25 protein-coding genes are annotated in these 23655 nt (G+C 56.8%); 10 read left to right on the forward strand and 15 right to left on the reverse strand.

Going from position 1 to position 23655, the window contains the following annotated elements:
* Positions 1–16: 16 nt before the first annotated feature.
* The 10 genes from ABWV33_RS08110 to ABWV33_RS08155 all read right to left on the reverse strand — a co-directional run bounded on the left by ABWV33_RS08110 (position 17) and on the right by ABWV33_RS08155 (position 7553).
* On the reverse strand, positions 17–796 hold the full coding sequence (locus tag ABWV33_RS08110) for a succinate dehydrogenase iron-sulfur subunit (protein WP_113825421.1): 780 nt from the start codon (positions 794–796) through the stop codon (positions 17–19).
* 11 nt (positions 797–807) lie between these two features.
* Positions 808–2616 carry a succinate dehydrogenase flavoprotein subunit gene (gene sdhA, locus ABWV33_RS08115; protein WP_121998354.1) on the reverse strand — a complete coding sequence of 603 codons (1809 nt, stop codon included), beginning with the start codon at positions 2614–2616 and terminating at the stop codon, positions 808–810.
* 23 nt (positions 2617–2639) lie between these two features.
* Positions 2640–3011 (reverse strand): succinate dehydrogenase, hydrophobic membrane anchor protein, encoded by a 372-nt coding sequence (gene sdhD, locus ABWV33_RS08120; RefSeq protein WP_113825423.1) that lies wholly within the window; start codon positions 3009–3011, stop codon positions 2640–2642.
* Between the two features lie 11 nt (positions 3012–3022).
* A complete protein-coding gene (gene sdhC, locus ABWV33_RS08125; protein WP_113825424.1) occupies positions 3023–3406 on the reverse strand; it encodes a succinate dehydrogenase, cytochrome b556 subunit in 384 nt (127 codons plus the stop codon).
* A 213-nt stretch (positions 3407–3619) separates the two neighbouring features.
* Positions 3620–4285, reverse strand: coding sequence for a DUF1194 domain-containing protein (locus ABWV33_RS08130; RefSeq protein ID WP_215193827.1), 666 nt, complete (start codon positions 4283–4285; stop codon positions 3620–3622).
* A gap of 35 nt (positions 4286–4320) precedes the next feature.
* Complete coding sequence (locus ABWV33_RS08135) at positions 4321–4836, reverse strand: GNAT family N-acetyltransferase (RefSeq protein ID WP_353329958.1); 516 nt, start codon at positions 4834–4836, stop codon at positions 4321–4323.
* Positions 4837–4889: 53 nt separating this feature from the next.
* Positions 4890–5918 carry a MaoC family dehydratase gene (locus ABWV33_RS08140; RefSeq protein ID WP_353329960.1) on the reverse strand — a complete coding sequence of 343 codons (1029 nt, stop codon included), beginning with the start codon at positions 5916–5918 and terminating at the stop codon, positions 4890–4892.
* The gene (locus tag ABWV33_RS08145; RefSeq protein WP_113825428.1) at positions 5918–6124 is read right to left on the reverse strand and encodes a DUF1737 domain-containing protein; all 207 of its coding nucleotides are present in this window, start codon (positions 6122–6124) and stop codon (positions 5918–5920) included. Before ABWV33_RS08145 ends, ABWV33_RS08140 begins: the two co-directional genes overlap by 1 nt.
* A gap of 10 nt (positions 6125–6134) precedes the next feature.
* Positions 6135–6689: an NnrU family protein gene (locus ABWV33_RS08150; RefSeq protein ID WP_353329962.1), complete on the reverse strand. Its 555-nt coding sequence runs from the start codon at positions 6687–6689 to the stop codon at positions 6135–6137.
* Between the two features lie 6 nt (positions 6690–6695).
* A complete protein-coding gene (locus ABWV33_RS08155) occupies positions 6696–7553 on the reverse strand; it encodes an HpcH/HpaI aldolase/citrate lyase family protein (RefSeq protein ID WP_353329964.1) in 858 nt (285 codons plus the stop codon).
* A 319-nt stretch (positions 7554–7872) separates the two neighbouring features.
* On the opposite strand from ABWV33_RS08155, the gene ABWV33_RS08160 reads away from it, so the two are divergent.
* Positions 7873–8187, forward strand: a complete 315-nt coding sequence (locus ABWV33_RS08160) for a hypothetical protein (RefSeq protein ID WP_353329966.1) — start codon at positions 7873–7875, stop codon at positions 8185–8187.
* Between the two features lie 72 nt (positions 8188–8259).
* On the opposite strand, the gene ABWV33_RS08165 is transcribed toward ABWV33_RS08160, so the two are convergent.
* Both ABWV33_RS08165 and ABWV33_RS08170 read right to left on the reverse strand, forming a co-directional pair.
* Positions 8260–8718, reverse strand: a complete 459-nt coding sequence (locus ABWV33_RS08165) for a GNAT family N-acetyltransferase (protein ID WP_164618304.1) — start codon at positions 8716–8718, stop codon at positions 8260–8262.
* On the reverse strand, positions 8715–9470 hold the full coding sequence (locus ABWV33_RS08170) for a sulfite exporter TauE/SafE family protein (RefSeq protein WP_353329968.1): 756 nt from the start codon (positions 9468–9470) through the stop codon (positions 8715–8717). The genes ABWV33_RS08165 and ABWV33_RS08170 overlap by 4 nt, the downstream gene beginning before the upstream one ends.
* Positions 9471–9630: 160 nt before the next feature.
* Here ABWV33_RS08170 and mdh point away from each other — a divergent pair, with 160 nt between their 5' ends.
* The 9 genes from mdh (at position 9631) to ABWV33_RS08215 (ending at position 21284) form a co-directional block, all read left to right on the forward strand.
* Positions 9631–10593 carry a malate dehydrogenase gene (gene mdh, locus ABWV33_RS08175; protein ID WP_113825434.1) on the forward strand — a complete coding sequence of 321 codons (963 nt, stop codon included), beginning with the start codon at positions 9631–9633 and terminating at the stop codon, positions 10591–10593.
* A 356-nt stretch (positions 10594–10949) separates the two neighbouring features.
* Positions 10950–12143, forward strand: coding sequence for an ADP-forming succinate--CoA ligase subunit beta (sucC, locus tag ABWV33_RS08180; RefSeq protein ID WP_113825435.1), 1194 nt, complete (start codon positions 10950–10952; stop codon positions 12141–12143).
* Between the two features lie 58 nt (positions 12144–12201).
* Positions 12202–13083, forward strand: a complete 882-nt coding sequence (gene sucD, locus ABWV33_RS08185; protein ID WP_353329970.1) for a succinate--CoA ligase subunit alpha — start codon at positions 12202–12204, stop codon at positions 13081–13083.
* Positions 13084–13139: 56 nt separating this feature from the next.
* Positions 13140–13682, forward strand: coding sequence for a DUF805 domain-containing protein (locus ABWV33_RS08190; RefSeq protein WP_353329972.1), 543 nt, complete (start codon positions 13140–13142; stop codon positions 13680–13682).
* Positions 13679–16636, forward strand: coding sequence for a 2-oxoglutarate dehydrogenase E1 component (locus ABWV33_RS08195; RefSeq protein WP_113825438.1), 2958 nt, complete (start codon positions 13679–13681; stop codon positions 16634–16636). The genes ABWV33_RS08190 and ABWV33_RS08195 overlap by 4 nt, the downstream gene beginning before the upstream one ends.
* Before the next feature lie 3 nt (positions 16637–16639).
* Positions 16640–18142: a 2-oxoglutarate dehydrogenase complex dihydrolipoyllysine-residue succinyltransferase gene (odhB, locus tag ABWV33_RS08200; protein ID WP_353329974.1), complete on the forward strand. Its 1503-nt coding sequence runs from the start codon at positions 16640–16642 to the stop codon at positions 18140–18142.
* A 67-nt stretch (positions 18143–18209) separates the two neighbouring features.
* Complete coding sequence (locus tag ABWV33_RS08205; RefSeq protein WP_113825440.1) at positions 18210–18971, forward strand: methyltransferase domain-containing protein; 762 nt, start codon at positions 18210–18212, stop codon at positions 18969–18971.
* Between the two features lie 50 nt (positions 18972–19021).
* Positions 19022–20410, forward strand: coding sequence for a dihydrolipoyl dehydrogenase (lpdA, locus tag ABWV33_RS08210; protein ID WP_353329976.1), 1389 nt, complete (start codon positions 19022–19024; stop codon positions 20408–20410).
* A 175-nt stretch (positions 20411–20585) separates the two neighbouring features.
* Entirely contained in the window at positions 20586–21284 is a 699-nt protein-coding gene (locus ABWV33_RS08215; RefSeq protein WP_353329981.1) for a lipid-binding SYLF domain-containing protein, read from the forward strand.
* A 41-nt stretch (positions 21285–21325) separates the two neighbouring features.
* Here the strand turns inward: ABWV33_RS08215 and ABWV33_RS08220 are convergent, their stop codons facing one another.
* The 3 genes from ABWV33_RS08220 to ABWV33_RS08230 are packed head-to-tail and all read right to left on the reverse strand — an operon-like array spanning position 21326 to position 23630.
* The gene (locus ABWV33_RS08220) at positions 21326–22057 is read right to left on the reverse strand and encodes a lysophospholipid acyltransferase family protein (protein ID WP_113825443.1); all 732 of its coding nucleotides are present in this window, start codon (positions 22055–22057) and stop codon (positions 21326–21328) included.
* Complete coding sequence (locus tag ABWV33_RS08225; RefSeq protein WP_164618324.1) at positions 22057–22956, reverse strand: cell division protein FtsX; 900 nt, start codon at positions 22954–22956, stop codon at positions 22057–22059. The genes ABWV33_RS08220 and ABWV33_RS08225 overlap by 1 nt, the downstream gene beginning before the upstream one ends.
* The gene (locus ABWV33_RS08230; protein WP_113825445.1) at positions 22953–23630 is read right to left on the reverse strand and encodes a cell division ATP-binding protein FtsE; all 678 of its coding nucleotides are present in this window, start codon (positions 23628–23630) and stop codon (positions 22953–22955) included. The genes ABWV33_RS08225 and ABWV33_RS08230 overlap by 4 nt, the downstream gene beginning before the upstream one ends.
* Positions 23631–23655: the final 25 nt, after the last annotated feature.

The raw sequence follows: 23655 nt of genomic DNA on the forward strand, positions 1-23655 counted from the left end.
GCCGACCCTATTTAACTCAAACTGTGCGTTCAACCATCATTTGTTTGATTTCAGCGATTGCCTTGGCCGGGTTCAGACCCTTGGGGCAGGTTTTGGCGCAGTTCATGATGGTGTGACAGCGATAGAGCTTGAAGGGATCTTCGAGCTCGTCCAGACGCTCCCCTGTTGCTTCATCGCGCGAGTCGATGATCCAGCGGTAAGCGTGCAACAGGGCCGCGGGGCCGAGGTAGCGATCGCTGTTCCACCAGTAGCTGGGGCAGGATGTTGAGCAGGACGCACACATCACGCATTCATACAGGCCATCCAGTTTCTTGCGGTCCTCAATCGACTGCTTCCACTCTTTGGCCGGGCGGTTGGTTTTGGTTTCCAACCACGGCATGATCGACGCATGCTGCGCATAGAAGTGGGTCAGGTCAGGGATCAGATCCTTGACAACTTCCATGTGGGGCAACGGATAGATTTTCACATCGCCCTTGATTTCATCCATGCCGTAGATACAGGCCAGCGTGTTGATGCCATCGATGTTCATCGCGCAGGATCCACAGATGCCTTCGCGGCAGGACCGGCGGAAGGTCAGCGTCGGGTCGATCTCGTTCTTGATCTTGATCAGCGCATCCAGAACCATCGGGCCGCACGCATCCATATCGAGGAAATACGTGTCGACCGATGGGTTTTTGCCGTCATCCGGGTTCCAGCGGTAGATGCTGAACTTACGGATGTTGGTCGCACCTTCCGGCTTAGGCCAGGTTTTGCCAACCTTGATGCGGCTGTTCTTGGGGAGGGTCAGTTGTACCATGCTCTCTCTCCTTAGAAAGTCCGCGCTTTGGGCGCGATTTTGGCTAGGGCGATGCCGCCTTGCTCTTCTGTGGTGAGGGGATCAACCACGACGGGGCGGTGGGTCAGTTCGACCTTGTTGCCGTCGACGCGGCTGATGGTGTGGACCCGCCAGTTTTCGTCGTCCCGTGTCGAGAAATCTTCGTGGGCGTGGGCCCCGCGAGATTCCTTGCGTGCTTCGGCGCCGTGGATGGTGGCCAAGGCGTTGGGCATCAGGTTGTCGAGTTCCAGTGTTTCCATCAGATCACTGTTCCAGACCAGCGAGCGGTCGGTGACTTTGAGATCGTCCATTTTGGCAGCGATTGCGGTCATCTTTTCGACGCCTTCGGCCATGGTTTTGGCGGTGCGGAAAACGGCCGCGTCTGCCTGCATGGTTTTCTGCATCTCAAGGCGCAGTTCGGCAGTCGCCACGTTGCCATTGGCATTGCGCAGGTTGTCGAACCGGTCGAACGCAGCATCTACGGAGGCTTGGTTCAGCACAGGGTTGGGCGCCTCGGCGTCCACAACCTTGCCCGCGCGGATTGCAGCGGCGCGGCCAAAGACCACAAGATCGATCAGCGAGTTCGAGCCCAGACGGTTGGCACCATGCACAGAGGCACAGCCTGCTTCACCAACAGCCATCAGACCGGGAACGGTTTTGTTCTGGTCTTCGGCGGTGGGGTTCATCACTTCGCCCCAATAGTTGGTTGGAATGCCGCCCATGTTGTAGTGCACGGTCGGGATAACCGGGATCGGCTCTTTGTTGACGTCAACGCCGGCAAAGATCTTAGCGCTTTCCGAAATGCCCGGCAGGCGTTCTGCCAGAGCTTCGGGTGGCAGGTGTGACAGGTTCAGGTGGATGTGATCCCCGTCTTTGCCAACACCGCGACCTTCGCGGATTTCCATTGTCATGGAGCGTGAAACGTAGTCACGCGGCGCAAGGTCTTTGTACTGGGGCGCGTAACGCTCCATGAACCGTTCGCCTTCGGAGTTGGTCAGATAGCCGCCCTCACCGCGTGCACCTTCGGTGATCAGGCAGCCTGACCCGTAGATGCCGGTGGGGTGGAACTGAACAAACTCCATATCCTGCAGGGCGAGACCTGCGCGCGCCACCATACCGCCACCATCGCCGGTGCAGGTGTGAGCCGAGGTTGCCGAGAAATAGGCACGTCCGTAACCGCCGGTGGCCAGAACGACCATCTTGGCGTTGAACACGTGCATGGTGCCGTCGTCGAGTTTCCAGCAGACAACACCCTGACACTGGCCGTCTTCGGACATGATCAGGTCGATAGCGAAATATTCAACGTAAAATTCAGCGTTGTTCTTGAGCGACTGCCCATAAAGCGTGTGCAGGATCGCGTGGCCGGTCCGGTCCGCAGCGGCACAGGTTCGCTGTACTGCGGGACCTTCACCAAATTCGGTGGTGTGACCACCAAAGGGGCGCTGGTAAATTTTGCCTTCTTCGGTGCGCGAGAATGGCACGCCGTAGTGTTCCAGTTCATAAACCGCTTTGGGGGCTTCGCGCGCTAGGTATTCCATCGCATCGGTGTCACCCAACCAGTCAGAGCCTTTGACGGTGTCATACATGTGCCACTGCCAGTGATCCGGACCCATGTTGGACAGCGAGGCGGCAATGCCACCCTGTGCCGCAACTGTGTGCGAGCGGGTTGGGAACACTTTGGTTACGCAGGCAGTGCGCAGGCCCTGTTCCGCCATACCGAGTGTGGCGCGCAAACCTGCGCCGCCAGCCCCGACAACCACGACATCATATTCGTGGGTTTCATATTCATATGCAGCTGTCATCGTTTTATTCCTTACCGCGCATATTACAGGGCGAGCTTAGCGAGGGCGAAGAGACCCACGGCAATCAACGTGTAGGAAAATCCGGCCACTCCCATGAGGGTCAGTTTTTCTGCGACACCGTGCACGTAATCTTCGATTGCGACCTGCGCTTCGTGCATGAGGTGGAGGACAACCACAATCAGGGTCAGGCCCGATACGATTGCCGGAAAGGGCTGGCTGTAATAGGCGAGCACTTCTTCGTAGGTGCCACCCAAGCCGTAGCCGAATGTTAGGACAAAAAGAGGAACAAGGATAACCAGCGCAGCCGAGCTGACCATCATCTGCCAGTGGTGATGCGTTCCCTGACGCCCAGCACCCAAACCTTGGGCACGTTTGCGATCTGTGAGATATTTCATGGTTTCGCTCCTTATACCACAAGTGCCGCGACGACGGTCAGGACCGTGGCCATAACGAACATGCCAACGCCCAGCTTCTCAGCCGTTTCGACATTCAGGCAGTAGCCCAGATCCCAGACGAGGTGACGCAAGCGCCCCAGCATGTGATAGAACAGCGCCCAAGCCGCGCCGAGCATCACAACGGTGCCCACCCAGCTGGTCAGCAGACCATCGATAAAGTTGAACGCGCTTTCGGACGTTGCGGCGGCAAGCAACCACCAAACCACCAGTACGAACAAAAACAGAGCCGCAATTCCGGTAAGACGGACCATAATCGATGAGAAAGACGTCATTTGCGGACGGTAGATCGATAGGTGCGGCGAAAGTGGGCGGTTGCCCCGATTAACATCGGCCATGGTGGCTCCTTTGCGGTTGGCTGCGCTTGGTTTTACCGCTTTTTTTCGGTGTGTCACCTGTCCCAACGGTTAAAAAGCGCGGTTTTTTGGCGCGGTAGGGCAGTTTGGCATCAAATGTGATCACACTTTTGTTTGCTGTGATCACAAAAATAGCGATAGATCGCCAAACCCCTGCCTTTCATTCGGTGAGACCTGTGATCACGAATCTTGGCCTCATTGCAATGCAGCTGTCTGTTGCGTGACTTCGCGCAGCAGTTTTTTGCGGATTCGTGACGGGTAATCTGCAAAACCTGTCGCAGAGACGACAAATGCCCCCTCACCCACGATGACGTTTTCAAAAAAGTAGGCGGTCAATTCCGGTTCGCTCTCTTCAATCGCGATGGCGTTGACGGTGATCCCTTTGGCACGCAGCGCAGGGTGGAGGCGGATCGGTTCCACCCCTTCATTGGAAAAACCGTCACCGGACAAGTCAATGAGATTGCGGGTGCAGTCTGGTGCGTCCGCAAAAGCATCCATGGTAACCAACAGCGCCTCGCCTATGGCGGTGGAAAAGTTGCGCCAAACACGGGGGCTTGTGGCTACTTGATCGGCGAAGCGATCAATGTCGGAAAAGGAGGTGATGCCGGTCCACGGGAGCGAGATCTGTTGGCGCGATGTGCCGGTCCATTGCACCAGCATCAGATGAGCTTTGCCGCGCACCAAAGCCTCGGACACGAGGGGGTCACGCAGCCCTTCGGCCAGTCCATCCATCTGAATGCGGAATTCTTTGGCATCAACAGAGCCGGATACATCGACGGCCAAGGCCAGAGCCAGATCGCAGGCTTTGGCTAATGGAGCGCTGAGGACAAAGAGCGCGGAGAGGAACAGGGACCGTAACATTCAACCAGAGTATCGTCTGATTGCTTAATGTCACCTCACGAAAGGGTCAGTTTCCGGGTCAGGACGTCGTTTAAGTAGGCTTGATCCTCGATCCGAAAGTGGGTTTGCCCGATGGTTTCGAACCCTTGCGCCCGATAAAAGCCCAGCGCTGGTGTATTTTCAGAGTTTGTCGTTAACCAAGGGGACGTGGCCCCAAGGGTGGCACAGATCCGCAAACCAGCATCAAGAAGGGCCAAACCAGTGCCGTGTCCGTGGTGGCGCGGCTGCACATAAAGTGTGGAGATTTCGACATCCGAACACCCCGGTGCGGGTGCCGGTTTGTTCTGGGTGATGCGGACAAAGCCATCAATCCCCTGCCCCCGTTCAGAAACAAGGATATGCTCGTCGGGATCTTGCAAAACCTTTGTGAACCGCTCGGCCGTGAAAGCATCAAGCGCATAGCTGGCGAAAAACGGGGTGACTCCGTCTTTGATGTAGGTGCCCAGCCAAACTTCGATGGAAAGGGCCGCCAAGCCGGGGGCATCAGACAGTGTGGCGAGGCGTAACGGCATGGTGAACGTCCATAAAAAATGGGCCGGATCATGATCGATCCGGCCCAGTCTGATTATTGTGGCATCAGTGCCCAATAGTCGAGATCAAGCAAGACATCAGGTTTGTATTTGCCATTTTCGTCTTTCAATTCAAACGGTGCACCGCCTTTGGTCGCGACCAAACGCAGGCGAATCGCGCCAACGCCGGGAGCGTCGGTGTCTGCTTTGTCCAGAACTTCGGTCCAAGCTTTGATCGTGGTGCCAGCGAAACACGGGTTCGCATGGGCGCCGCCGTTCAGGCCCACGATCATCTGCGCATTGGCCAGACCGTTAAAGGACAGTGCGCGCGCCATGGAAATCACGTGACCGCCATAGATCAGGCGCCCGTCGGGGCGGAAGGTCAGGTCGAAATGCACCTTGGCGGTGTTCTGCCACAAGCGCGTAGCGATCATGTGTTCGGCTTCTTCGATGGTGACGCCATCGACGTGGTCGATCTGTTCACCGATCTCGTAATCGCCCCAGCGGTGCGGATCACCGGCCAGATCAAAGTTGTAGTTGCTGAAATCTAGGCCTGCAGGAATGGCCAGCTGGTCCACGGGAACCACTTTGTTCAGATCTGGCACAACGGTTTCAGGCGCAGGCGAATCCAGATTGTTTTTGCGCACCATCACCCAGCGCACGTATTCCATCACGACTTCGTCGCGCTGATTCAGCCCGCGAGTGCGGACATAGACCACACCGGTTTTGCCGTTGGAATTCTGCTTGAGGCCAATCACCTCGGATTCAGAGCGCAGCGTGTCGCCGGGGTAGACGGGCAGCAACCAGCGCCCTTCGGCATAACCAAGATTGGCAACCGCGTTCAACGACACATCAGGGACGGTTTTACCAAAGACAACATGGAACGCGGCCAGATCATCAATCGGGCTGGCAGGCAGGCCCGAGGCCTGTGCAAAGCTGTTCGAAGAATAAAGCGCGTGACGGGCCGGATACAGCGCGTGATAAAGCGCACGTTCGCCGCCCGATACGGTACGAGGCACCGCATGAGTCAGGATTTGACCGATAGAGTAGTCTTCAAAAAACCGGCCGGAGTTGGTTTTAGCCATTACTGTTGTCCTAATTTCATGTCCGGCGTGTACTCGGCGTCGACCTCTTTGGTGACCGCCTGACCGCAACGCATGACGTTGTTGATACCGTCAAAGGCATAGGTGGGGTCTCCGTAGAGATCCCAGCCTTTAGAAAGCGCCTCGCTGACTTTGTGACAGAAGGCGGATGTGTCTTCCTCGGTGAGGAGGCGATAGAGTTTGGGCATAACGCTGTCCTTACATCGGGAATGGAGACGGACCGACCAGCCCGTGGATGTAGCCGATTATCGCCATCAAAACGATAGAGGCGACAAAGAACATGCCGTCTTTGGCCAAGGTTCCCGGTTTGCCGGGGGTCCAGTTGGGTTCTGATTTGTTGATCACGATAACTTGCACAACGGCCCAGCCCAGCAATCCGCCAAACAGGATGATCGAGGCCAGATCCCCATTCACCAACAGGTGGGCGGTGGCCCATGCCTTGAACCCGGCCAGCATAGGATGGCGCACCTTGTTCAGCAGCAGGCCCTTTTTGGCGGCTGGGCTCATCATCCAGATCGCGATCAGCACCAACAGATTGTTGATGTGAACCATAAAGCTGGGCGGTGACCAGATGTGGATGAAATCCGTGGCGCGATAGCCCACGATCATCAGGACGATGGACACCAGCAGAACGGCCGTGACGGCGCCCTTGCCGGCATTGCCCATGGCAGCGCGTTGCGCCGGTGCGACGCGTTTAAAGAAATGTGCGGCCCACCATAGGACCACACCGAGAATCAGAAGACCAAAGCCCATGCTGGCTTACCCCGCTTGCAAAGCTGATATTGCCTCTGCTTTTGCCAGAATTTCACGTGCGGTGGCAACGTGTAGGTTTTCAACGATCTTTCCGTCGACCACCGCAACGCCCTGACCGGCGGCTTCGGTTTCTTCGAACGCCACGATCTGGCGGCGGGCGAGATCGATTTCCGCGTCGGACGGAGCGAAGGCGTCGTTGGTGACGGCAACCTGTGCCGGATGGATCAGGGTTTTGCCGTCAAAGCCCATATCGCGGCCCTGTTCACATTCAGCGCGCAGACCTTCGTCGTCTTTGAAGGCGTTATAAACGCCATCAACGATGATCAGGCCCTCGGCTTTGGCGGCGAGCAGGCAGAGACCCAGTGAGGTCTGGAGTGGCAGACGATCAGGGCGGAATCGGGTTTGCAGCTCTTTCGCCAAATCATTGGTGCCCATGACAAAACCAGCCATCAGGGGATGTGCCGCAATCGAAGGCGCGTTCAGCATGCCGCGTGGCGTTTCCATCATCGCCCAGATAGGCAGGTCGCCTGTGATGGCCGCGAGCGCGTCCAAATCATCGGTCGAGCCAACCTTGGGCAACAGAACAACGTCGGCGTCCATCTCACACACGGCCGCTGCGTCGTCCTTGCCCCATGGGGTGTCAAAGCCGTTGATGCGCACGATCTTGATCCGGTCGCCATAGCCACCCGCCGCCAACGCTGCCTTGAGCGTTTCGCGGGCGTTCTCTTTTTCATCGACGGAAACCGCGTCTTCGAGATCAAAGATGATCGCGTCCACAGGCAGGGTTTTCGCCTTTTCAAGGGCGCGTTCCTTGGAGCCGGGGATGTAGAGAACAGAGCGGTACGGGCGTTGGCGCGGGTCCATGGCGATTTCCTTGCGTGTAATAAAGTTGCGCAGAAAGGGGCATTTTTAGCCGGAAAGTTCAAGGGTAAATCGCCGCGACGCAGCATTTGGGTGCATAGGATGACTGGTGCGGGGTCACCGAACGGCGGGTTAACCTCATTTCAGGGTCACGCGGGCAAGCTACTAAGGGTCAGATTTGGACAGGTGGTCGCGGCGCAAGGCCCTCCGATACTCACCCAACCGCTAACACGATCAACATCGGCTGTCTCCCCGGCGCACCAGAGCAAGTCTGGAGGGCCTGACCGGGTACGCTCAGCCTAGGGGCAAAGGGGTAAGACCCATGATGAAGACACTACATACGATGGCCTTGAGCCTAGGGTTTGGTCTGCTGATGGCACAGCAGCTACAGGCACAGGAACAAAATTGCGCGCCACGACCGGCGGTTTTGGCGAAACTGACCGATCAATTTGGCGAGACCCGGCAGAGCATTGGGTTGGCGGCACAGGGGTCGGTTGTGGAGGTCTTTGCCTCGGCGGATACGGGCAGCTGGACCATTATCGTGACATTGCCCAACGGCATGTCGTGCTTGATTGCTGCTGGGCAATCCTTTGAAACACTGGCCGAATTGTTGCCAGCCGGCGGTAAAGACGTGTGAGGCCTGTCGAGCAGTGACCCCGCGCGCGATTGCCCGCCTCCCTCATACCAAGGGAGCGGGCGGTTTTTGGGATCAAAGCAGCGGTTGGCGTTGCGGTGCCCGGCGCAGGATCATGGCGTGTTTGCTGTCGCCGTCATATCCTAGCTTCTCGTAAAAGCCGCGTGCACCTAGGGCCGTACCAGTGAGAAGCATGATTTTATAGCAATTGGCGGCCCATGCCTGGTCGGCGGCATGCTTCATGACCGCCTGTCCAAGCCCCCTGCCCTGATGGGCCTTTAGTGTGACGACATTTTCGATCAGCGCATAGGGGCGTCCGCCAAAGGTCATATTAGGCATTACATGCAGCGTGGCAGTCGAAACGGGTTGACCAGCAACGTCAGCCACGATGATTTCCGTGCCGGGATGGTTGAGGATTTCGGCAAACCGCGCCTGCCCTTGTGGGCCGTCAATCACCGGAATCGTTCCGACCAGTTCTGAAAAAAGCGCGTGCAGCCTAGCATAATCGGACTGTGTTGCCTGCCGGAGGATCATGTCAAAGCATCCCAAATCAGTTTAAGGCCCGTCAGGGTGAGCAAGCTGTGTGCGATGGCAAAAAAGACCCGTTCCGACATCAACCGATGCGCCCGGACCCCCAGCCAGGCCCCAAGCACCGCAAAAGGAGCAAGCAGCACGTTGGCCCAAGCGGTTTGCAAGGTAAACATGCCGAGAAACGCGTAAGGAATGAATTTCGCAATATTGATCGCCCAAAAGGTGATCACGGTGGTGGCTTGAAAGCGCGATTTATCCAGCCCCTGCGACAACAGATAGACCGCCGCCGGGGGGCCACCTGCATGGCTGACAAAACTGGTGAAGCCAGTCACAACCCCGGCCAACAGCCCGGCCCAGGCGGGCAGTTGATGCGTGACACGTTTAATCCAGCCCCGAGATTGCGCCAGATGCCACGCCACAAAAGCCACCGAAATTCCGCCGATCAGCAGCCGCAGCAGGTCCGCATCTGTCGCGCGAAAAAGCCACGCTCCGGCAGCTACACCGGGCAGTCCGCCCAAGATTAACAAGCGCGCGTCCGGCCAACTCCATTTGCGCCAATAGGGTTTCAGGGTTGCCGCGTCGATCATCATCAAAACTGGCAACATCACAGCAAGCGCTTGCCCCGGTTCAAGAAAAATTGCCAGAATCGCAGAGGATGCAAACGCCGCTCCGGAGCCGAACCCACCCTTGGAAACGCCCGCAAAAACCGTCGCGGGGATCGCAACTGCGAAAAACAATAAGTTGAGTTCTAGCATCCACTCACCCTGTAACACCCTTATTCTTAACGCCTTTAGCGCAACCAACCAACCCCAACCTGCACACCTAAGCAACTATGCCGCGTCGCAGAAGACTTGCACGATGACGCATTAGCGACTAGCAAACGCGCAAATTTTCATCGGATCGGAGTACTTTCCAATGGCCAGACCCAAGATCGCCCTTATCGGCGCAGGTAACATCGGTGGCACGCTTGCACATCTCGCTGCTGTAAAAGAATTGGGCGATGTTGTCCTGTTCGACATTGCAGACGGTCTGCCTCAGGGCAAGGCGCTGGATATCGCAGAATCCGGCCCGTCCGAAGGCTTTGATGCCAACATGTCCGGCACCAGCGATTACGCTGACATTGCCGGCGCAGACGTTTGCATCGTAACCGCAGGTGTTGCACGCAAACCCGGCATGAGCCGTGATGACCTGCTGGGCATCAACCTTAAGGTCATGAAATCGGTTGGCGAAGGCATTGCAGCCCACGCACCCGACGCATTTGTTATCTGCATCACCAACCCGCTGGACGCGATGGTTTGGGCTCTGCGCGAGTTCTCGGGCCTGCCCCACCACAAAGTCTGCGGCATGGCTGGCGTTCTGGATTCCGCACGTTTCGCACACTTCCTGTCGGAAGAGTTCAACGTGTCCATGCGCGACGTTACCGCGTTTGTTCTGGGCGGCCACGGCGACACCATGGTTCCTTCGGTTCGTTATTCGACCGTTGCAGGCATTCCATTGCCTGATCTGGTCGACATGGGCTGGACCACACAGGACAAACTGGACGCAATCGTTCAACGCACCCGTGATGGCGGCGCCGAAATCGTTGGCCTGCTGAAAACCGGTTCCGCGTTCTACGCGCCTGCCACATCGGCAATCGAAATGGCCGAAGCCTATCTGAAAGACCAGAAGCGCGTTTTGCCTTGTGCCGCATATTGCGACGGCGAGCTGGGTGTTAAAGGCATGTACGTTGGTGTTCCAACGGTGATCGGTGCCGGTGGCGTCGAGCGTGTTGTCGACATCAAACTGAACAAAGAAGAGCAGGCTGGCTTTGACAACTCGGTCAACGCTGTCAAAGGCCTGATCGAAGCGTGTCAGGCGATCGACCCCTCGCTGGTCTAAGCCGCTAACCACGAGATTGAGAGAAAGCCGTCGGCGCGCCCGGCGGCTTTTTTCGTGTCTGGGTCATAAAGTTGTAACTGTTTCTCGGTGACATATCTGACGTTACGGAAGGTCAAAGTCGCACCCGGCACATGATTTGACGTGAACATCCCACGGTATTTCGATTGCAAGACTGTTGGGTTTCAACGAATCACCAGACTTTGGAATTTTTCCATTTTGTGATCACACGTTAAAAATGTGTGATCACAAAATGGACAATTCTCTGTGTAATTCCCCAACTGCGTCAAAAAAACCTTTAAGGATTGGCCCTAGACACGCCTATATCGGTGCAATCGTAGTCAGACGGGACAGTTTCAATGAACATCCACGAATACCAGGCCAAAGCGCTTCTTCGCAGCTATGGGGCGCCCGTGTCGGACGGCCGCATCGTTCTCAAGGCCGAAGACGCAAAAACCGCAGCTGGTGAAATGGACGGCCCACTGTGGGTTGTCAAAGCGCAGATCCACGCAGGTGGCCGGGGCAAAGGTTCTTTCAAAGAAGCCGACGCTGGTGAAAAAGGCGGTGTCCGCCTTGCCAAGTCGGTAGAAGAAGCCGCCGAAGAAGCCAAGAAGATGCTGGGCCGTACATTGGTCACGCATCAGACCGGCCCAGTCGGCAAGCAGGTCAACCGCATCTACATCGAAGACGGTTCCGGCATCGAGACAGAAATGTATCTGGCTCTGCTTGTTGATCGTCAAACCAGCCGCGTATCTTTCGTATGCTCGACCGAGGGTGGCATGGATATTGAAGAGGTTGCAGCCGCAACCCCCGAAAAGATCCTGAGCTTCAGCGTTGATCCTGCATCCGGGTATCAGGCATTCCACGGCCGCCGCATCGCATTTGCGCTGGGTCTCGAAGGCAAGCTGGTCAAGCAGTGCGTTGCGCTGATGGGCATCCTGTACAAAGCGTTCCTGGAAAAAGACATGGAAATGCTGGAGATCAACCCGCTGATCGTCACCGACGGCGGCGATCTCAAGGTGCTGGACGCCAAGGTATCATTCGACGGCAACGCGCTGTACCGCCATGCGGACATCGCGGAACTGCGCGACGAAACCGAAGAAGACCCAAACGAGCTGGAAGCCAGTAAATACGATTTGAACTACATCACGCTTGACGGTGAAATCGGCTGCATGGTGAACGGTGCGGGTCTGGCGATGGCCACCATGGACATCATCAAGCTGTACGGTGCCGAGCCTGCCAACTTCCTTGACGTAGGTGGCGGCGCGACCAAAGAAAAAGTCACCGAAGCGTTCAAGATCATCACCTCGGATTCCAAGGTCAAAGGCATCTTAGTCAACATCTTTGGTGGCATCATGCGCTGTGACGTCATCGCCGAGGGCGTTGTTGCCGCAGTGAAAGAGGTTGGTCTGAAAGTTCCGCTGGTTGTGCGCCTAGAAGGTACCAACGTTGAGCAGGGCAAGGCCATCATCAACAACTCTGGTCTGGATGTGATCGCGGCGGACAACCTGAAAGATGGTGCCGAAAAGATCGTTAAGGCCGTCAAAGGCTAATCCTGGGGTGGGTGACTACCCACCTTCCCCCATGAAGACTTATTAAGGAGAACGCCAAATGGCAGTCCTCATCGACGAAAATACCAAAGTTATCTGTCAGGGCCTGACCGGCTCGCAGGGTACATTCCACACCGAACAGGCCATCGCCTATGGCACCAAGATGGTTGGTGGTGTGACCCCCGGCAAAGGTGGCATGACCCACCTGAACCTGCCGGTTTTCAACTCGGTCCACGAAGCCAAGCACGTGACCGAAGCGAACGCGTCCGTCATCTATGTTCCGCCCCCCTTTGCGGCGGATTCGATCCTCGAAGCGATTGACGCCGAGATGGAAGTGATCGTTTGTATCACCGAAGGCATCCCGGTTCTGGACATGATGAAAGTGCAGCGCGCACTGGAAGGTTCCAAATCGCGTTTGATCGGCCCCAACTGCCCCGGCGTGATCACGCCTGACGCCTGCAAAATCGGCATTATGCCCGGTCACATTCACAAACGCGGGAGCGTGGGTGTCGTTTCACGCTCAGGTACGCTTACATACGAAGCTGTGAAACAGACAACTGACGTAGGACTGGGCCAGTCCACCTGTGTGGGCATTGGCGGCGACCCGATCAAGGGCACCGAGCACATCGACGTGCTGGAGTGGTTCCTCGCGGACGACGAAACCGAATCCATCATCATGATCGGTGAAATCGGTGGCTCGGCCGAAGAAGAAGCGGCACAGTTCCTAGCCGATGAAAAGAAAAAAGGCCGTTGGAAGCCCACGGCTGGTTTCATCGCAGGCCGCACCGCCCCTCCGGGCCGTCGCATGGGTCACGCGGGCGCAATCGTCGCCGGCGGCAAAGGTGGCGCCGAAGATAAGATCGAAGCCATGCAAGCCGCTGGTATCGTCGTGGCCGAAAGCCCCGCCGGTCTGGGCGAAGCTGTGCTGAAAGCGATCGGGTAATACACCCGAGCCCCGGGCGTGATGTCCGGGGCACTTTTTTGAGGAGATCGAATCACATGACCTTTTCGCAAGCCGTCAGAACGTGTTTCTCAAAATTCCTTTCGTTTTCAGGGCGGGCCTCTCGTTCTGAGTACTGGTTTTTCTTCCTGTTCATCGTGCTGTGGAATGCGTTGGCTGGTCTCATCGACTGGCAGCTGTTCACACAGGTTGTAGAGACCGAGGCGAATGGCGTGAAATCCATCACAGCCACGTCTTCTCAACCGGTGCAAAGTCTGGTTGGTCTTATCGTTTTCTTTCCCCATCTGGCCGTCGCATGGCGACGCATGCAGGACACAGGTCGTAGCGGGTTTTATGCCCTGTTCCCGATCCTGCTGATGGTTGGTGCGGGCCTTGTCATGGTATTTGGCATTGGCGTCGCCTCCAGCTTCGCCCCCGGCGGATCGCTGGATCTTTTGTTCACACGGGCCACGCTGCTTGTGATGATCCCGACGATGATCGTTCTTATCGTCTCTCCCCTGTTGGTTTTGTGGTGGCTCACCCGCCCCAGCCAGCCGGGTACTAACCAATACGGTCCCAACCCATATGAGGTACAATCATGACCGAACATTCGCCCAACGACGTGTTCCACGCCTCCAGCTTTATGCAAGGGCATAACGCCGAGTATCTTGAGCAACTGTATGCTCAATACGCCGGTGATCCAAATGCGGTGGATGCCGCCTGGGCTGAGTTTTTCAGACAAATGGGAGACGCAGAACTGGACGTGAAGGCCGAGGCAAGTGGCCCCTCTTGGGCGCGCAATGACTGGCCACCGGTTCCGGGCGATGATCTGACAGCTGCACTGACGGGCGAATGGCCTGCGGGTGAGACCAAAGCAGCTGGCAAAAAGATCGCCGACAAAGCCGCAAGCAAAGGTGTTGAGGTCAGCGATGAGGCCATCAAACGGGCCGTTCTGGATTCGATCCGCGCGCTTATGATCATCCGGGCCTACAGGATCCGGGGCCATTTGGCTGCTGATCTGGACCCACTGGGCATGCGCGAAGGGTCCAAGCATCCTGAGCTGGACCCCAAGACATATGGCTTTACCGAAGCGGACATGGATCGCCCGATCTTTATCGACAACGTGCTGGGACTGCAGGTTGCCTCGATGCGGCAGATCGTTGAGATCGTAAAACGCACCTATTGTGGCACCTTTGCGTTGCAGTACATGCATATTTCCAACCCGGAAGAGGCTGCTTGGCTGAAAGAGCGAATCGAGGGGTTCGGCAAAGAAATCTCGTTCACCCGTGAGGGCCGCAAGGCGATCCTGAACAAGATGGTCGAGGCCGAAGGGTTCGAAAAGTTCCTGCATGTGAAATACATGGGCACCAAACGTTTTGGTCTGGATGGCGGCGAAAGCCTGATCCCCGCGATGGAGCAGATCATCAAACGCGGTGGCAATCTGGGTGTGCGCGACATCATCATCGGCATGCCGCACCGTGGGCGTCTAAGCGTTCTGGCGAACGTGATGCGCAAACCATATCGCGCCATTTTCAACGAATTCCAGGGCGGCAGCTTTAAGCCCGAAGATGTGGATGGATCAGGCGATGTGAAATATCACCTCGGCGCGTCCAGCGATCGTGAATTCGACAACAACTCGGTCCACCTTTCGCTGACTGCCAACCCCAGCCACCTTGAGGCGGTAAACCCTGTGGTTCTGGGCAAGGCCCGCGCCAAGCAGGACCAACTGGGTGATACGGATCGCACGCAGGTTCTGCCGATCCTGTTGCATGGTGATGCGGCCTTTGCGGGTCAGGGTGTTGTGGCCGAAGGTTTTGGCCTGTCGGGTCTGAAAGGACATAAAACCGGCGGTACCATGCACATCGTGGTCAACAACCAGATTGGCTTTACCACCGCGCCGCATTTCAGCCGGTCGAGCCCTTATCCCACAGATATCGCGCTGATGGTCGAAGCGCCGATTTTCCACGTGAACGGTGATGACCCCGAAGCGGTTGTTCATGCGGCCAAGGTGGCCACTGAATTCCGTCAGAAGTTCCACAAAGACGTGGTCATCGACATCTTTTGCTACCGTCGGTTTGGACACAACGAGGGCGACGAGCCCATGTTCACCAACCCGATCATGTACAAAAGGATCAAGACCCACAAAACCACGCTGTCGCTGTACACCGAGCGTCTGGTCAAAGATGGCCTCATCCCCGAGGGCGAGATCGAGGACATGAAGGCCGCATTCCAAGCCCATCTGAACGATGAGTTTGAAGCTGGAAAAGACTATAAGCCCAACAAAGCCGACTGGCTGGATGGGCGCTGGTCGCACCTGGACAAAAACAAAGAAGAATACGTGCGTGGCGAAACCGCTATTTCGCCCGATACTCTGACAGAAATCGGTACCTCATTGAGCCGGGCACCGGATGGGTTTGCCCTGCACAAAACCGTGGGCCGGCTTTTGGCAACCCGCGGCAAGATGTTTGAAGAAGGCAAAGGGTTTGACTGGGCCACGGGCGAGGCGCTCGCCTTTGGCTCGTTGTTAACCGAAGGCTACCCGGTACGTTTGTCTGGGCAGGACGCCACACGGGGTACATTTAGCCAGCGTCATTCGGGACTGATCAATCAGGAAACCGAAGAACGCTATTACCCTCTGAACAATATCCGCGCGGGTCAGTCGCAGTATGACGTCATCGACTCGATGCTGTCTGAATATGCTGTGTTGGGTTTTGAGTATGGCTATTCACTGGCTGAGCCTAACGCCCTGACTCTGTGGGAAGCCCAGTTTGGCGATTTCGCCAACGGCGCGCAGATCATGTTCGATCAGTTCATCAGCTCGGGCGAAAGCAAATGGTTGCGGATGTCCGGTTTGGTCTGTCTGTTGCCGCACGGGTTCGAAGGCCAAGGCCCCGAACACTCGTCCGCGCGTCTGGAGCGGTTCCTGCAGATGTGTGGTCAGGACAACTGGATCGTGGCAAACTGTACAACGCCTGCGAACTACTTCCACATTTTGCGCCGTCAGTTGCACCGGACCTTCCGCAAGCCGCTGATCTTGGTCACACCTAAGTCCCTGCTGCGTCACAAGATGGCCGTCAGCACAGCCGAGGATTTCACCACCGGTTCCAGTTTCCACCGAGTTCTGTGGGATGATGCGCAAAAAGGCAATTCTGACACGCAACTGGTTACGGATGACAAGATCAAGCGCGTCGTGATGTGTTCCGGCAAGGTCTACTATGACCTGCTGGAAGAGCGCGATGCCCGTGGCATTGACGACGTCTATCTGCTGCGTGTCGAACAGTTCTACCCCTTCCCGGCCCACTCGTTGATCAACGAGCTTGAGCGGTTCAAAGGCGCCGAAGTCATCTGGTGTCAGGAAGAGCCCAAGAACCAAGGCGCATGGCACTTCATCGAACCTAACATCGAGTGGGTCCTGAGCCGTATTGACGCAAAACACTCGCGTCCCCGTTATGTGGGACGCGCCACCTCTGCCTCGCCCGCAACGGGTCTGGCCAGCCAACACAAAGCACAACAAGCGGCGCTCGTGAACGAAGCGCTGAGCATCGAAGGAAACTAAAACATGACAATCGAAGTTCGTGTCCCCACGCTTGGCGAATCCGTGACCGAAGCCACGGTTGCCACCTGGTTCAAGAAACCCGGCGATGCAGTGGCAGTGGATGAAATGCTGTGTGAACTGGAAACTGACAAGGTAACAGTTGAGGTCCCCTCACCGTCTGCTGGTGTCATGGGTGAAATCGTTGCCGCCGAAGGTGAAACCGTAGGTGTTGACGCTCTGTTGGCAACAATCCTTGCCGGTGAAGGCGCCGCACCTGCCCCAGCGCCTGCGGCCGCGTCAAGCGAAGCACCCGCAGCCGCGGGTGGCAGCACCGATGTGATGGTGCCCACTTTAGGTGAATCGGTCACCGAAGCCACGGTTTCGACCTGGTTCAAGGCCGTAGGTGATACCGTCGCACAAGATGAAATGCTGTGTGAGTTGGAAACAGACAAGGTGTCGGTCGAAGTGCCCGCCCCTGTTGCTGGCGTTCTGGCAGAAATCACCGCTGCCGAAGGCGCAACCGTCGATGCAACTGCCAAGCTCGGTGTGATTTCCGGTTCTGGCGCTGCTGCAGCACCTGCTGTGGCTGCCCCTGCGGCAGCGGCTGCTGCATCTGGTAGAGATGTTGCGAACGCCCCTTCGGCTGAAAAAGCAATGGCCGAGGCCGGTATCAGTGCCGCCAACGTAACAGGCACCGGTCGTGATGGTCGGATCATGAAGGACGATGTGGCCCGCGCGGTTGCAGCCGGCAGTGCCGCCGCCGTGGCTGTGGCCCCCGCTGCCCCTGTTGCCCAAGCCCCACGTGGCCCGGTATCGGCAGATGATGCTGCGCGCGAAGAGCGGGTGAAGATGACCCGCCTGCGTCAAACCATTGCCAAGCGCCTGAAGGACAGCCAGAACACTGCCGCGATGCTGACCACTTATAACGAGGTCGATATGACCGAGGTTATGGCGCTGCGGAATCAGTACAAAGACCAGTTTGAGAAAAAGCATGGCGTCCGCTTGGGCTTTATGTCCTTCTTCACCAAAGCCTGCTGTCACGCCCTAAAAGAAGTGCCTGAAGTCAACGCCGAGATCGACGGCACCGATGTTGTGTATAAAAACTTTGTACACATGGGTGTTGCGGCGGGTACGCCATCAGGTCTGGTTGTTCCAGTGATCCGGGATGCCGATGCGATGTCTTTTGCAGGTATCGAAAAAGCGATCTCGGAAAAGGGCAAGCGCGCCCGTGATGGCAAACTGTCGATGGCAGAAATGCAGGGCGGCACATTCACCATCTCGAACGGCGGTGTGTATGGGTCGTTGATGTCTTCACCGATCCTGAACCCACCACAGTCAGGCATCCTTGGCATGCACAAGATCCAGGATCGCCCTATGGCAATCAATGGACAGGTTGTGATCCGCCCGATGATGTATCTGGCGCTGAGCTACGATCACCGTATTGTTGACGGTAAGGGCGCTGTTACCTTCTTGGTGCGTGTCAAAGAAGCTCTGGAAGATCCACGCCGTCTGTTGATGGACCTGTAAGCGACAATGGTGCGGGGTCTGATCAGGACACCGCACCTGTTTTTCGATCGCTGATAAGGACAACCTAATGTCTACACCCTATCGCCACATTCCAGTCCTGTCAGAGATGTACCGATCCCTGCGCCGACTGGTGAGTTTGGTTCAGTATTCTGGCAACGCAGTTCGATGTGACTGTTGCGGCAAGAGCTTTTCTGCGTGGCGAAAGGACAGTGGTGATGCCTGTCCGTATTGTGGCTCGCTCGCGCGTCAGCGCATCTTGGCAAGATACCTTCGAACCTATCCAACCGCTCCGGGGCAGCGGGCAAAAGCGCTGTTGTTTGCTCCTGACTTTTCGACCTTGCAGTTGTTGGATGCTCAGCCATCCCTTGATGTGACGACAACGGATTACAGCGCGCCAAAGGTTGATTTTCACTGGGATATCACCGCGCTCCCATGTGCAGATGAATCGTTTGATTTGATCATGTGCTCGCACGTTTTGGAGCACGTTCCAGATGACAAAGCGGCGATTGCAGAGCTGTCGCGCAGTTTGTCCGCCAATGGAACGGCCCTTGTTCAGGTCCCCTACAAGCGGGAAAGCGCTGAAACCGACGAGGACCCGAGTGTTACGGATCCGGCGGAGCGAGAAAAGCGGTTTGGACAGTTCGATCACGTGCGCGTTTATGGCCGCGATCTGGCAGATCGTCTCGCAAACAATGGGCTGCATGTCACCCTCATGACGCCCTCTGACCTGTTCAAACCCGAAGAGATTGAAACCCATGGGTTGTGGGACGATACGCTATTTGTCTGCCGAAAAAGCGCGGCAACGGACGACGCCACGCCCATCCACTGACTTTTAATACATGTCACGCTGACATGTCTGACCAAAAACAGGAGACCGAAATGGCTCAATATGACGTCATCATCATCGGCGCAGGCCCTGGCGGCTATGTATCAGCCATCCGCTGCGCACAGCTGGGTCTGAAAACAGCCGTGGTCGAAGGCCGCGAAACATTGGGCGGCACCTGCCTGAACGTGGGCTGTATCCCATCCAAGGCATTGCTGCACGCCAGCCATATGCTGCACGAAGCCGAGCATAACTTTGCCGACATGGGCCTGAAGGGGAAAACCCCGTCCGTCGATTGGCCACAGATGAAGGCCTATAAGGACGACGTGATCAGCCAGAACACTGGCGGTATCGAATTCCTGTTCAAGAAGAACAAGATCGAATGGATCAAAGGCTGGGCCTCGATCCCGGCAGCGGGCAAGGTGCAGGTTGGCGACGATGTGCACGAGGCCAAGAATATCGTGATTGCATCGGGGTCGGTATCGTCGTCGTTGCCCGGTGTTGAGGTGGACGAAAAAATCGTGGTGACCTCGACCGGCGGTTTGGAATTACCCAAGGTGCCCAAGCGGATGGTTGTGATCGGGGCCGGTGTTATCGGTCTGGAACTCGGGTCGGTTTACGCGCGCCTTGGGTCCGAAGTGACCGTGGTCGAATACATGGATGCGGTATGCCCCGGCATGGACAAAGACGTACAACGCACGTTCAAGCGGATCTTGGAAAAGCAGGGCCTGAAATTCATCATGGGCGCGGCTGTTCAGGGCGTTGAAACCGCCAAAAACAAAGCCAAAGTGACCTATCAGTTGAAAAAGGGTGGCGACGCCGAAACCATCGACGCCGATGTGGTCTTGGTTGCAACCGGCCGTAAACCCTATGTTGATGGGCTGGGTCTGGATGCGTTGGGTGTTAAGATGACCGAGCGTGGTCAGGTTGCAACCGACGCACATTGGGCGACCAATATTCCGGGCATCTACGCCATCGGTGATGCAATCGAAGGTCCGATGCTGGCGCACAAGGCCGAAGACGAAGGCATGGCCGTCGCTGAAGTCATCGCGGGCAAGCATGGGCACGTGAACTATGGCGTGATCCCCGGCGTGGTCTACACCGCCCCAGAGGTCGCTACGGTTGGTCAGACCGAGGATGCGCTGAAGGCTGAGGGTCGTAAGATCAAGGTCGGCAAGTTTATGTTCATGGGCAACGCACGCGCCAAAGCGGTTCATCAGGGCGATGGCTTTGTGAAACTGGTCGTAGATGCGGAAACAGATCGCATTCTGGGCTGTTCCATCATCGGCCCGGGTGCCGGTGACATAATCCACGAAATCTGTGTTGCCATGGAATTCGGCGCCTCAGCCGAAGATATCGCGCTAACCTGCCACGCCCACCCCACCTATTCTGAGGCGGTCCGTGAGGCCGCTCTGGCCTGTGGTGATGGCGCAATTCACAGCTAAAGCGCCCTCCTTTACGCGGGTTCATGAGAGGCGGCCAATTGGTCGCCTCTTCTTTTTTTGGGAAAGCTTGATATGTCTTATCCAGATTAACGCGATTTTTGAGCTGATAGCCAATCGCCAATACGGCGTGTCATCGGTTCGCTGCACAGGCCATACACCACTGGGAGCAAGAGAATTGAAACGCATCCTCATCCTGACTGCTGTCGTTAGTTTCGCCAGCCCCACCTTTGCCGAGGGGTTGTTCGACAAGGTGAAGCGCGGTGCGGATAGTGCTGTCAGCGCAGCTGAACGCGGGGCGAACAGTGTCGGAGATGCAGTTGGCAAAGGCGTGGACGCGGTCGATCAGTCGATTAAATCTACCAACGAGCTGTTGCGCGAGGAAGAGACGCCCGAGGCTATGCGTGCCAAATTGGATACGATGGCTGACGGTGTGATATCTCGCCTGCGCGCGGAAAACCCAGATGCCAACAATATGTATGACATCAGCGCGGGATACGCTGCCTTTGACACTCGCAGCCTGACCATTTTCCCGCTATCTGCCGGGTATGGTCGTGGCGTTGCCATTTCTACAGAGGCCGGCGCACGGACCTATATGCAGATGGGAACGGGCGGAGTTGGGGCGGCGTTTGGGATTGGCGGGTTCGAAAGCCAGTTTGTGATCATGTTCGAAACCCAAGCCGACTTTGATGCGTTCACTGAATATGGCTACGATGCCTCTGCCAACGCTGGAGCGATGACAGGGGATAGCCGAACCACAGAAGCCGTCCAATTTATCGATGGTCGATCGTTCTTTGTGCTCGACAAAAAAGGGTGGCGCGTGAATGCAAACGCCACCGGTACGAAATATTGGAAAGATACCGATCTGAATAGGTAACGTCAGATCTAGCCATATCCTCCAACACGCCTCTTGATGGGTTAGCTGGGATCAAACCCTGCTTCTTTCATCAACAAATTTGACTGGCTTTCAATCGCCTGTTCGAGTTGGGCCATGAAGTCAGACCGGGGCACTCCGGGGGCAATCGGGTCAAGGAACTCAACAACAGCCCGACCGGGCTTTCGCATAATACCAGTCCGCGGCCAGAACACGCCAACATTTGCGGCCACAGGGACACAGGGCATGCCCAAGCCATCATACAAAATGGCACTGCCAACCTTGTAAGGTTTCTTGGCCCCTGGCGCGACCCGCGTACCCTGCGGATAGATCACCAATTGGCCTGGCTCAGAGAATTCAGTCGCGACGTCTTTGACCATTTTGGCAATCGCGGTTCCCTTTCTGCCGCGATCTACTGGAATACAGCCAAGGCGCTTGGCGTAAAGGCCAATAACGGGCGTCCACAGCAGCTCTCGCTTCATGATGAACTTACCATGGGGAATGGCGTTAAAGATCAACAGGATATCAAAAAAGGACTGATGTTTGGCCGCGATCATCACCTCATCTTTGGGAACGATGCCGCGCACTTCGCCTTTGATGCCGACCATCCAACCGGCCATCCAGATCACCGATCGGGCATAGAGCTTGCACGCGCTGAGGGCGCCGCGTTTCGTCAACAGGGCATAGGGGAAGAACAAAATACCCAGGATCGCCATCCAAGCATAGATGACAACCACAAACACCAGTGAACGGAGCCATTGAATTGCGTTGGCCATTACGTGAGTTCCTTTAGCGTGCGCCGCGCGGCGTTCCAGGTGGCAAAAAAGGCGACGACGCCGCTGAGCAGCGGTAGCAAAAGGGGCACGCCCCAGCCAAGGCCCTGAAAGCCAAGGCCGGTTAAAAAGCCGCCCTCGTTTGAGGCCTCGGGGAGCAGCATGACACCGCCCATCCCGATGCCAACACCAATGGCCGACCCAATGAGCGCGCGCATCGTAAACCGGCGTACAAACGCTCCAGCGATATAGCGGTCCCGCGCCCCAACCAACCGCAAAACTTCAATCACCTGCGCATTTGCGGCCAAGGCCGCGTTGGCGGCCAGTGTAATCATGCCAGCCAGTGCACCACCGATCAAAAGGGTCGAAACCAGTGCTAGCCGACGCAGCGAATTGGCCGCATCAACAAGCGGCTCGCGCCAGCGGGTATGGTCGTCAAACACCGCGCCCGGGACCTCGGCCACCAGACGCAAGCGCAACCCGGCCAGATCGTATCCGGGCTCGCCCGCAATGACCTCGATCAGCTGTGGGATCGGCAGGGTGTCCAATGGCAGATCCGGGCCAAACCATGGGGTCAGCAGAGCAACCTGCTCTTCGACAGACAGCGCGCGCGCAGAGGCAACGCCGGGCGTCTGTGCCAGAATATCCAGGGCTGCTTTAGTCTGGTCCGCGCGTTGATCTGTTGGCGCATTGATCCGCAAGGTCGCAGAGCGTGCCAGTTCATCTGCCCAGCGATCCGCCAAGCGTCCGGATGCTAAAGACAAAGCCAAGGCAAACACGGCCAGAAACCCCATGGCGCCAGAAACAAACAACGTCAACTGGGCGGTAAATCCAGTGGGCGGGACAACACGATCGGCTTGTTTGTCCCCCATCAACAAGGTGCGCAGGTTGGCTGTATTCATAGGTCCGCCCCCGCTGTTTGCAGTTGGCGGTTGGCAATGCGCAGAACGCGAGCCTGCACCTGACTTTTGGCGGCCCGGATCAAGCTAAGATCGTGGGTTGCGATCAGCACGGTTTTGCCCATGCGGTTCAATTCGACCAACAGTTGCAACAGGCGCTGTGACATTTCCCAATCCACGTTACCGGTTGGCTCGTCCGCGATGACGACATCAGGAGACATGATAACAGCCCGCGCAAGAGCGGCCCGTTGACGTTCCCCGCCCGATAATTCGGGTGGCCGTGCGTCTGCCCGACCAGACAGGCCAACCCACTGCATCAATTCATTCAGGTTGTCCGTCTCAGAGGACAGGTCACGCCCCGAAACCAGCAAAGGCAGAGCAACGTTTTCGGTTAAAGTTAAATGATCCAAGAACCGGCAATCCTGATGCACAACGCCAATTCGGCGACGCAGCAGCGCAGTTTGATCCCGGTCGAGCTTGCGCATGTCCGTTTCAAAGGCGCGCACCTGTCCCGCCGTCGGATGCAGGGCCCCGTAGCACAGTTTCAGCAACGTTGTCTTGCCCGCCCCGGACGGGCCGGTCAGGAAATGAAAGGAACCAGGCGTCAGGCGTACTGACAAATTGCTCAACAATTCCCCACCGCCATAGCTATAGCCCACGTTATCCAGCTCGATCACAGTTGTATCCCCTGTCGCTTTGACT

The organism is Phaeobacter sp. NW0010-22, from assembly GCF_040365955.1.
Classification (GTDB): Bacteria; Pseudomonadota; Alphaproteobacteria; order Rhodobacterales; family Rhodobacteraceae; genus OMPR01.

Coding starts and splice junctions, on each gene's coding strand:
- ABWV33_RS08150 (WP_353329962.1), bottom strand. CDS start 6,689: ATGGGCTTTGGTCTTCTGATTCTCGGTGTGGTCCTATGGTGGGCCGCA.
- sdhD (WP_113825423.1), bottom strand. CDS start 3,011: ATGAAATATCTCACAGATCGCAAACGTGCCCAAGGTTTGGGTGCTGGG.
- ABWV33_RS08220 (WP_113825443.1), bottom strand. CDS start 22,057: ATGGCCAACGCAATTCAATGGCTCCGTTCACTGGTGTTTGTGGTTGTC.
- lpdA (WP_353329976.1), top strand. CDS start 19,022: ATGGCTCAATATGACGTCATCATCATCGGCGCAGGCCCTGGCGGCTAT.
- ABWV33_RS08225 (WP_164618324.1), bottom strand. CDS start 22,956: ATGAATACAGCCAACCTGCGCACCTTGTTGATGGGGGACAAACAAGCC.
- ABWV33_RS08110 (WP_113825421.1), bottom strand. CDS start 796: ATGGTACAACTGACCCTCCCCAAGAACAGCCGCATCAAGGTTGGCAAA.
- sucC (WP_113825435.1), top strand. CDS start 10,950: ATGAACATCCACGAATACCAGGCCAAAGCGCTTCTTCGCAGCTATGGG.
- ABWV33_RS08205 (WP_113825440.1), top strand. CDS start 18,210: ATGTCTACACCCTATCGCCACATTCCAGTCCTGTCAGAGATGTACCGA.
- sucD (WP_353329970.1), top strand. CDS start 12,202: ATGGCAGTCCTCATCGACGAAAATACCAAAGTTATCTGTCAGGGCCTG.
- ABWV33_RS08140 (WP_353329960.1), bottom strand. CDS start 5,918: ATGGCTAAAACCAACTCCGGCCGGTTTTTTGAAGACTACTCTATCGGT.
- ABWV33_RS08170 (WP_353329968.1), bottom strand. CDS start 9,470: ATGCTAGAACTCAACTTATTGTTTTTCGCAGTTGCGATCCCCGCGACG.
- ABWV33_RS08130 (WP_215193827.1), bottom strand. CDS start 4,285: ATGTTACGGTCCCTGTTCCTCTCCGCGCTCTTTGTCCTCAGCGCTCCA.
- ABWV33_RS08190 (WP_353329972.1), top strand. CDS start 13,140: ATGACCTTTTCGCAAGCCGTCAGAACGTGTTTCTCAAAATTCCTTTCG.
- mdh (WP_113825434.1), top strand. CDS start 9,631: ATGGCCAGACCCAAGATCGCCCTTATCGGCGCAGGTAACATCGGTGGC.
- sdhC (WP_113825424.1), bottom strand. CDS start 3,406: ATGGCCGATGTTAATCGGGGCAACCGCCCACTTTCGCCGCACCTATCG.
- ABWV33_RS08165 (WP_164618304.1), bottom strand. CDS start 8,718: ATGATCCTCCGGCAGGCAACACAGTCCGATTATGCTAGGCTGCACGCG.
- ABWV33_RS08135 (WP_353329958.1), bottom strand. CDS start 4,836: ATGCCGTTACGCCTCGCCACACTGTCTGATGCCCCCGGCTTGGCGGCC.
- odhB (WP_353329974.1), top strand. CDS start 16,640: ATGACAATCGAAGTTCGTGTCCCCACGCTTGGCGAATCCGTGACCGAA.
- ABWV33_RS08145 (WP_113825428.1), bottom strand. CDS start 6,124: ATGCCCAAACTCTATCGCCTCCTCACCGAGGAAGACACATCCGCCTTC.
- sdhA (WP_121998354.1), bottom strand. CDS start 2,616: ATGACAGCTGCATATGAATATGAAACCCACGAATATGATGTCGTGGTT.
- ABWV33_RS08155 (WP_353329964.1), bottom strand. CDS start 7,553: ATGGACCCGCGCCAACGCCCGTACCGCTCTGTTCTCTACATCCCCGGC.
- ABWV33_RS08195 (WP_113825438.1), top strand. CDS start 13,679: ATGACCGAACATTCGCCCAACGACGTGTTCCACGCCTCCAGCTTTATG.
- ABWV33_RS08160 (WP_353329966.1), top strand. CDS start 7,873: ATGATGAAGACACTACATACGATGGCCTTGAGCCTAGGGTTTGGTCTG.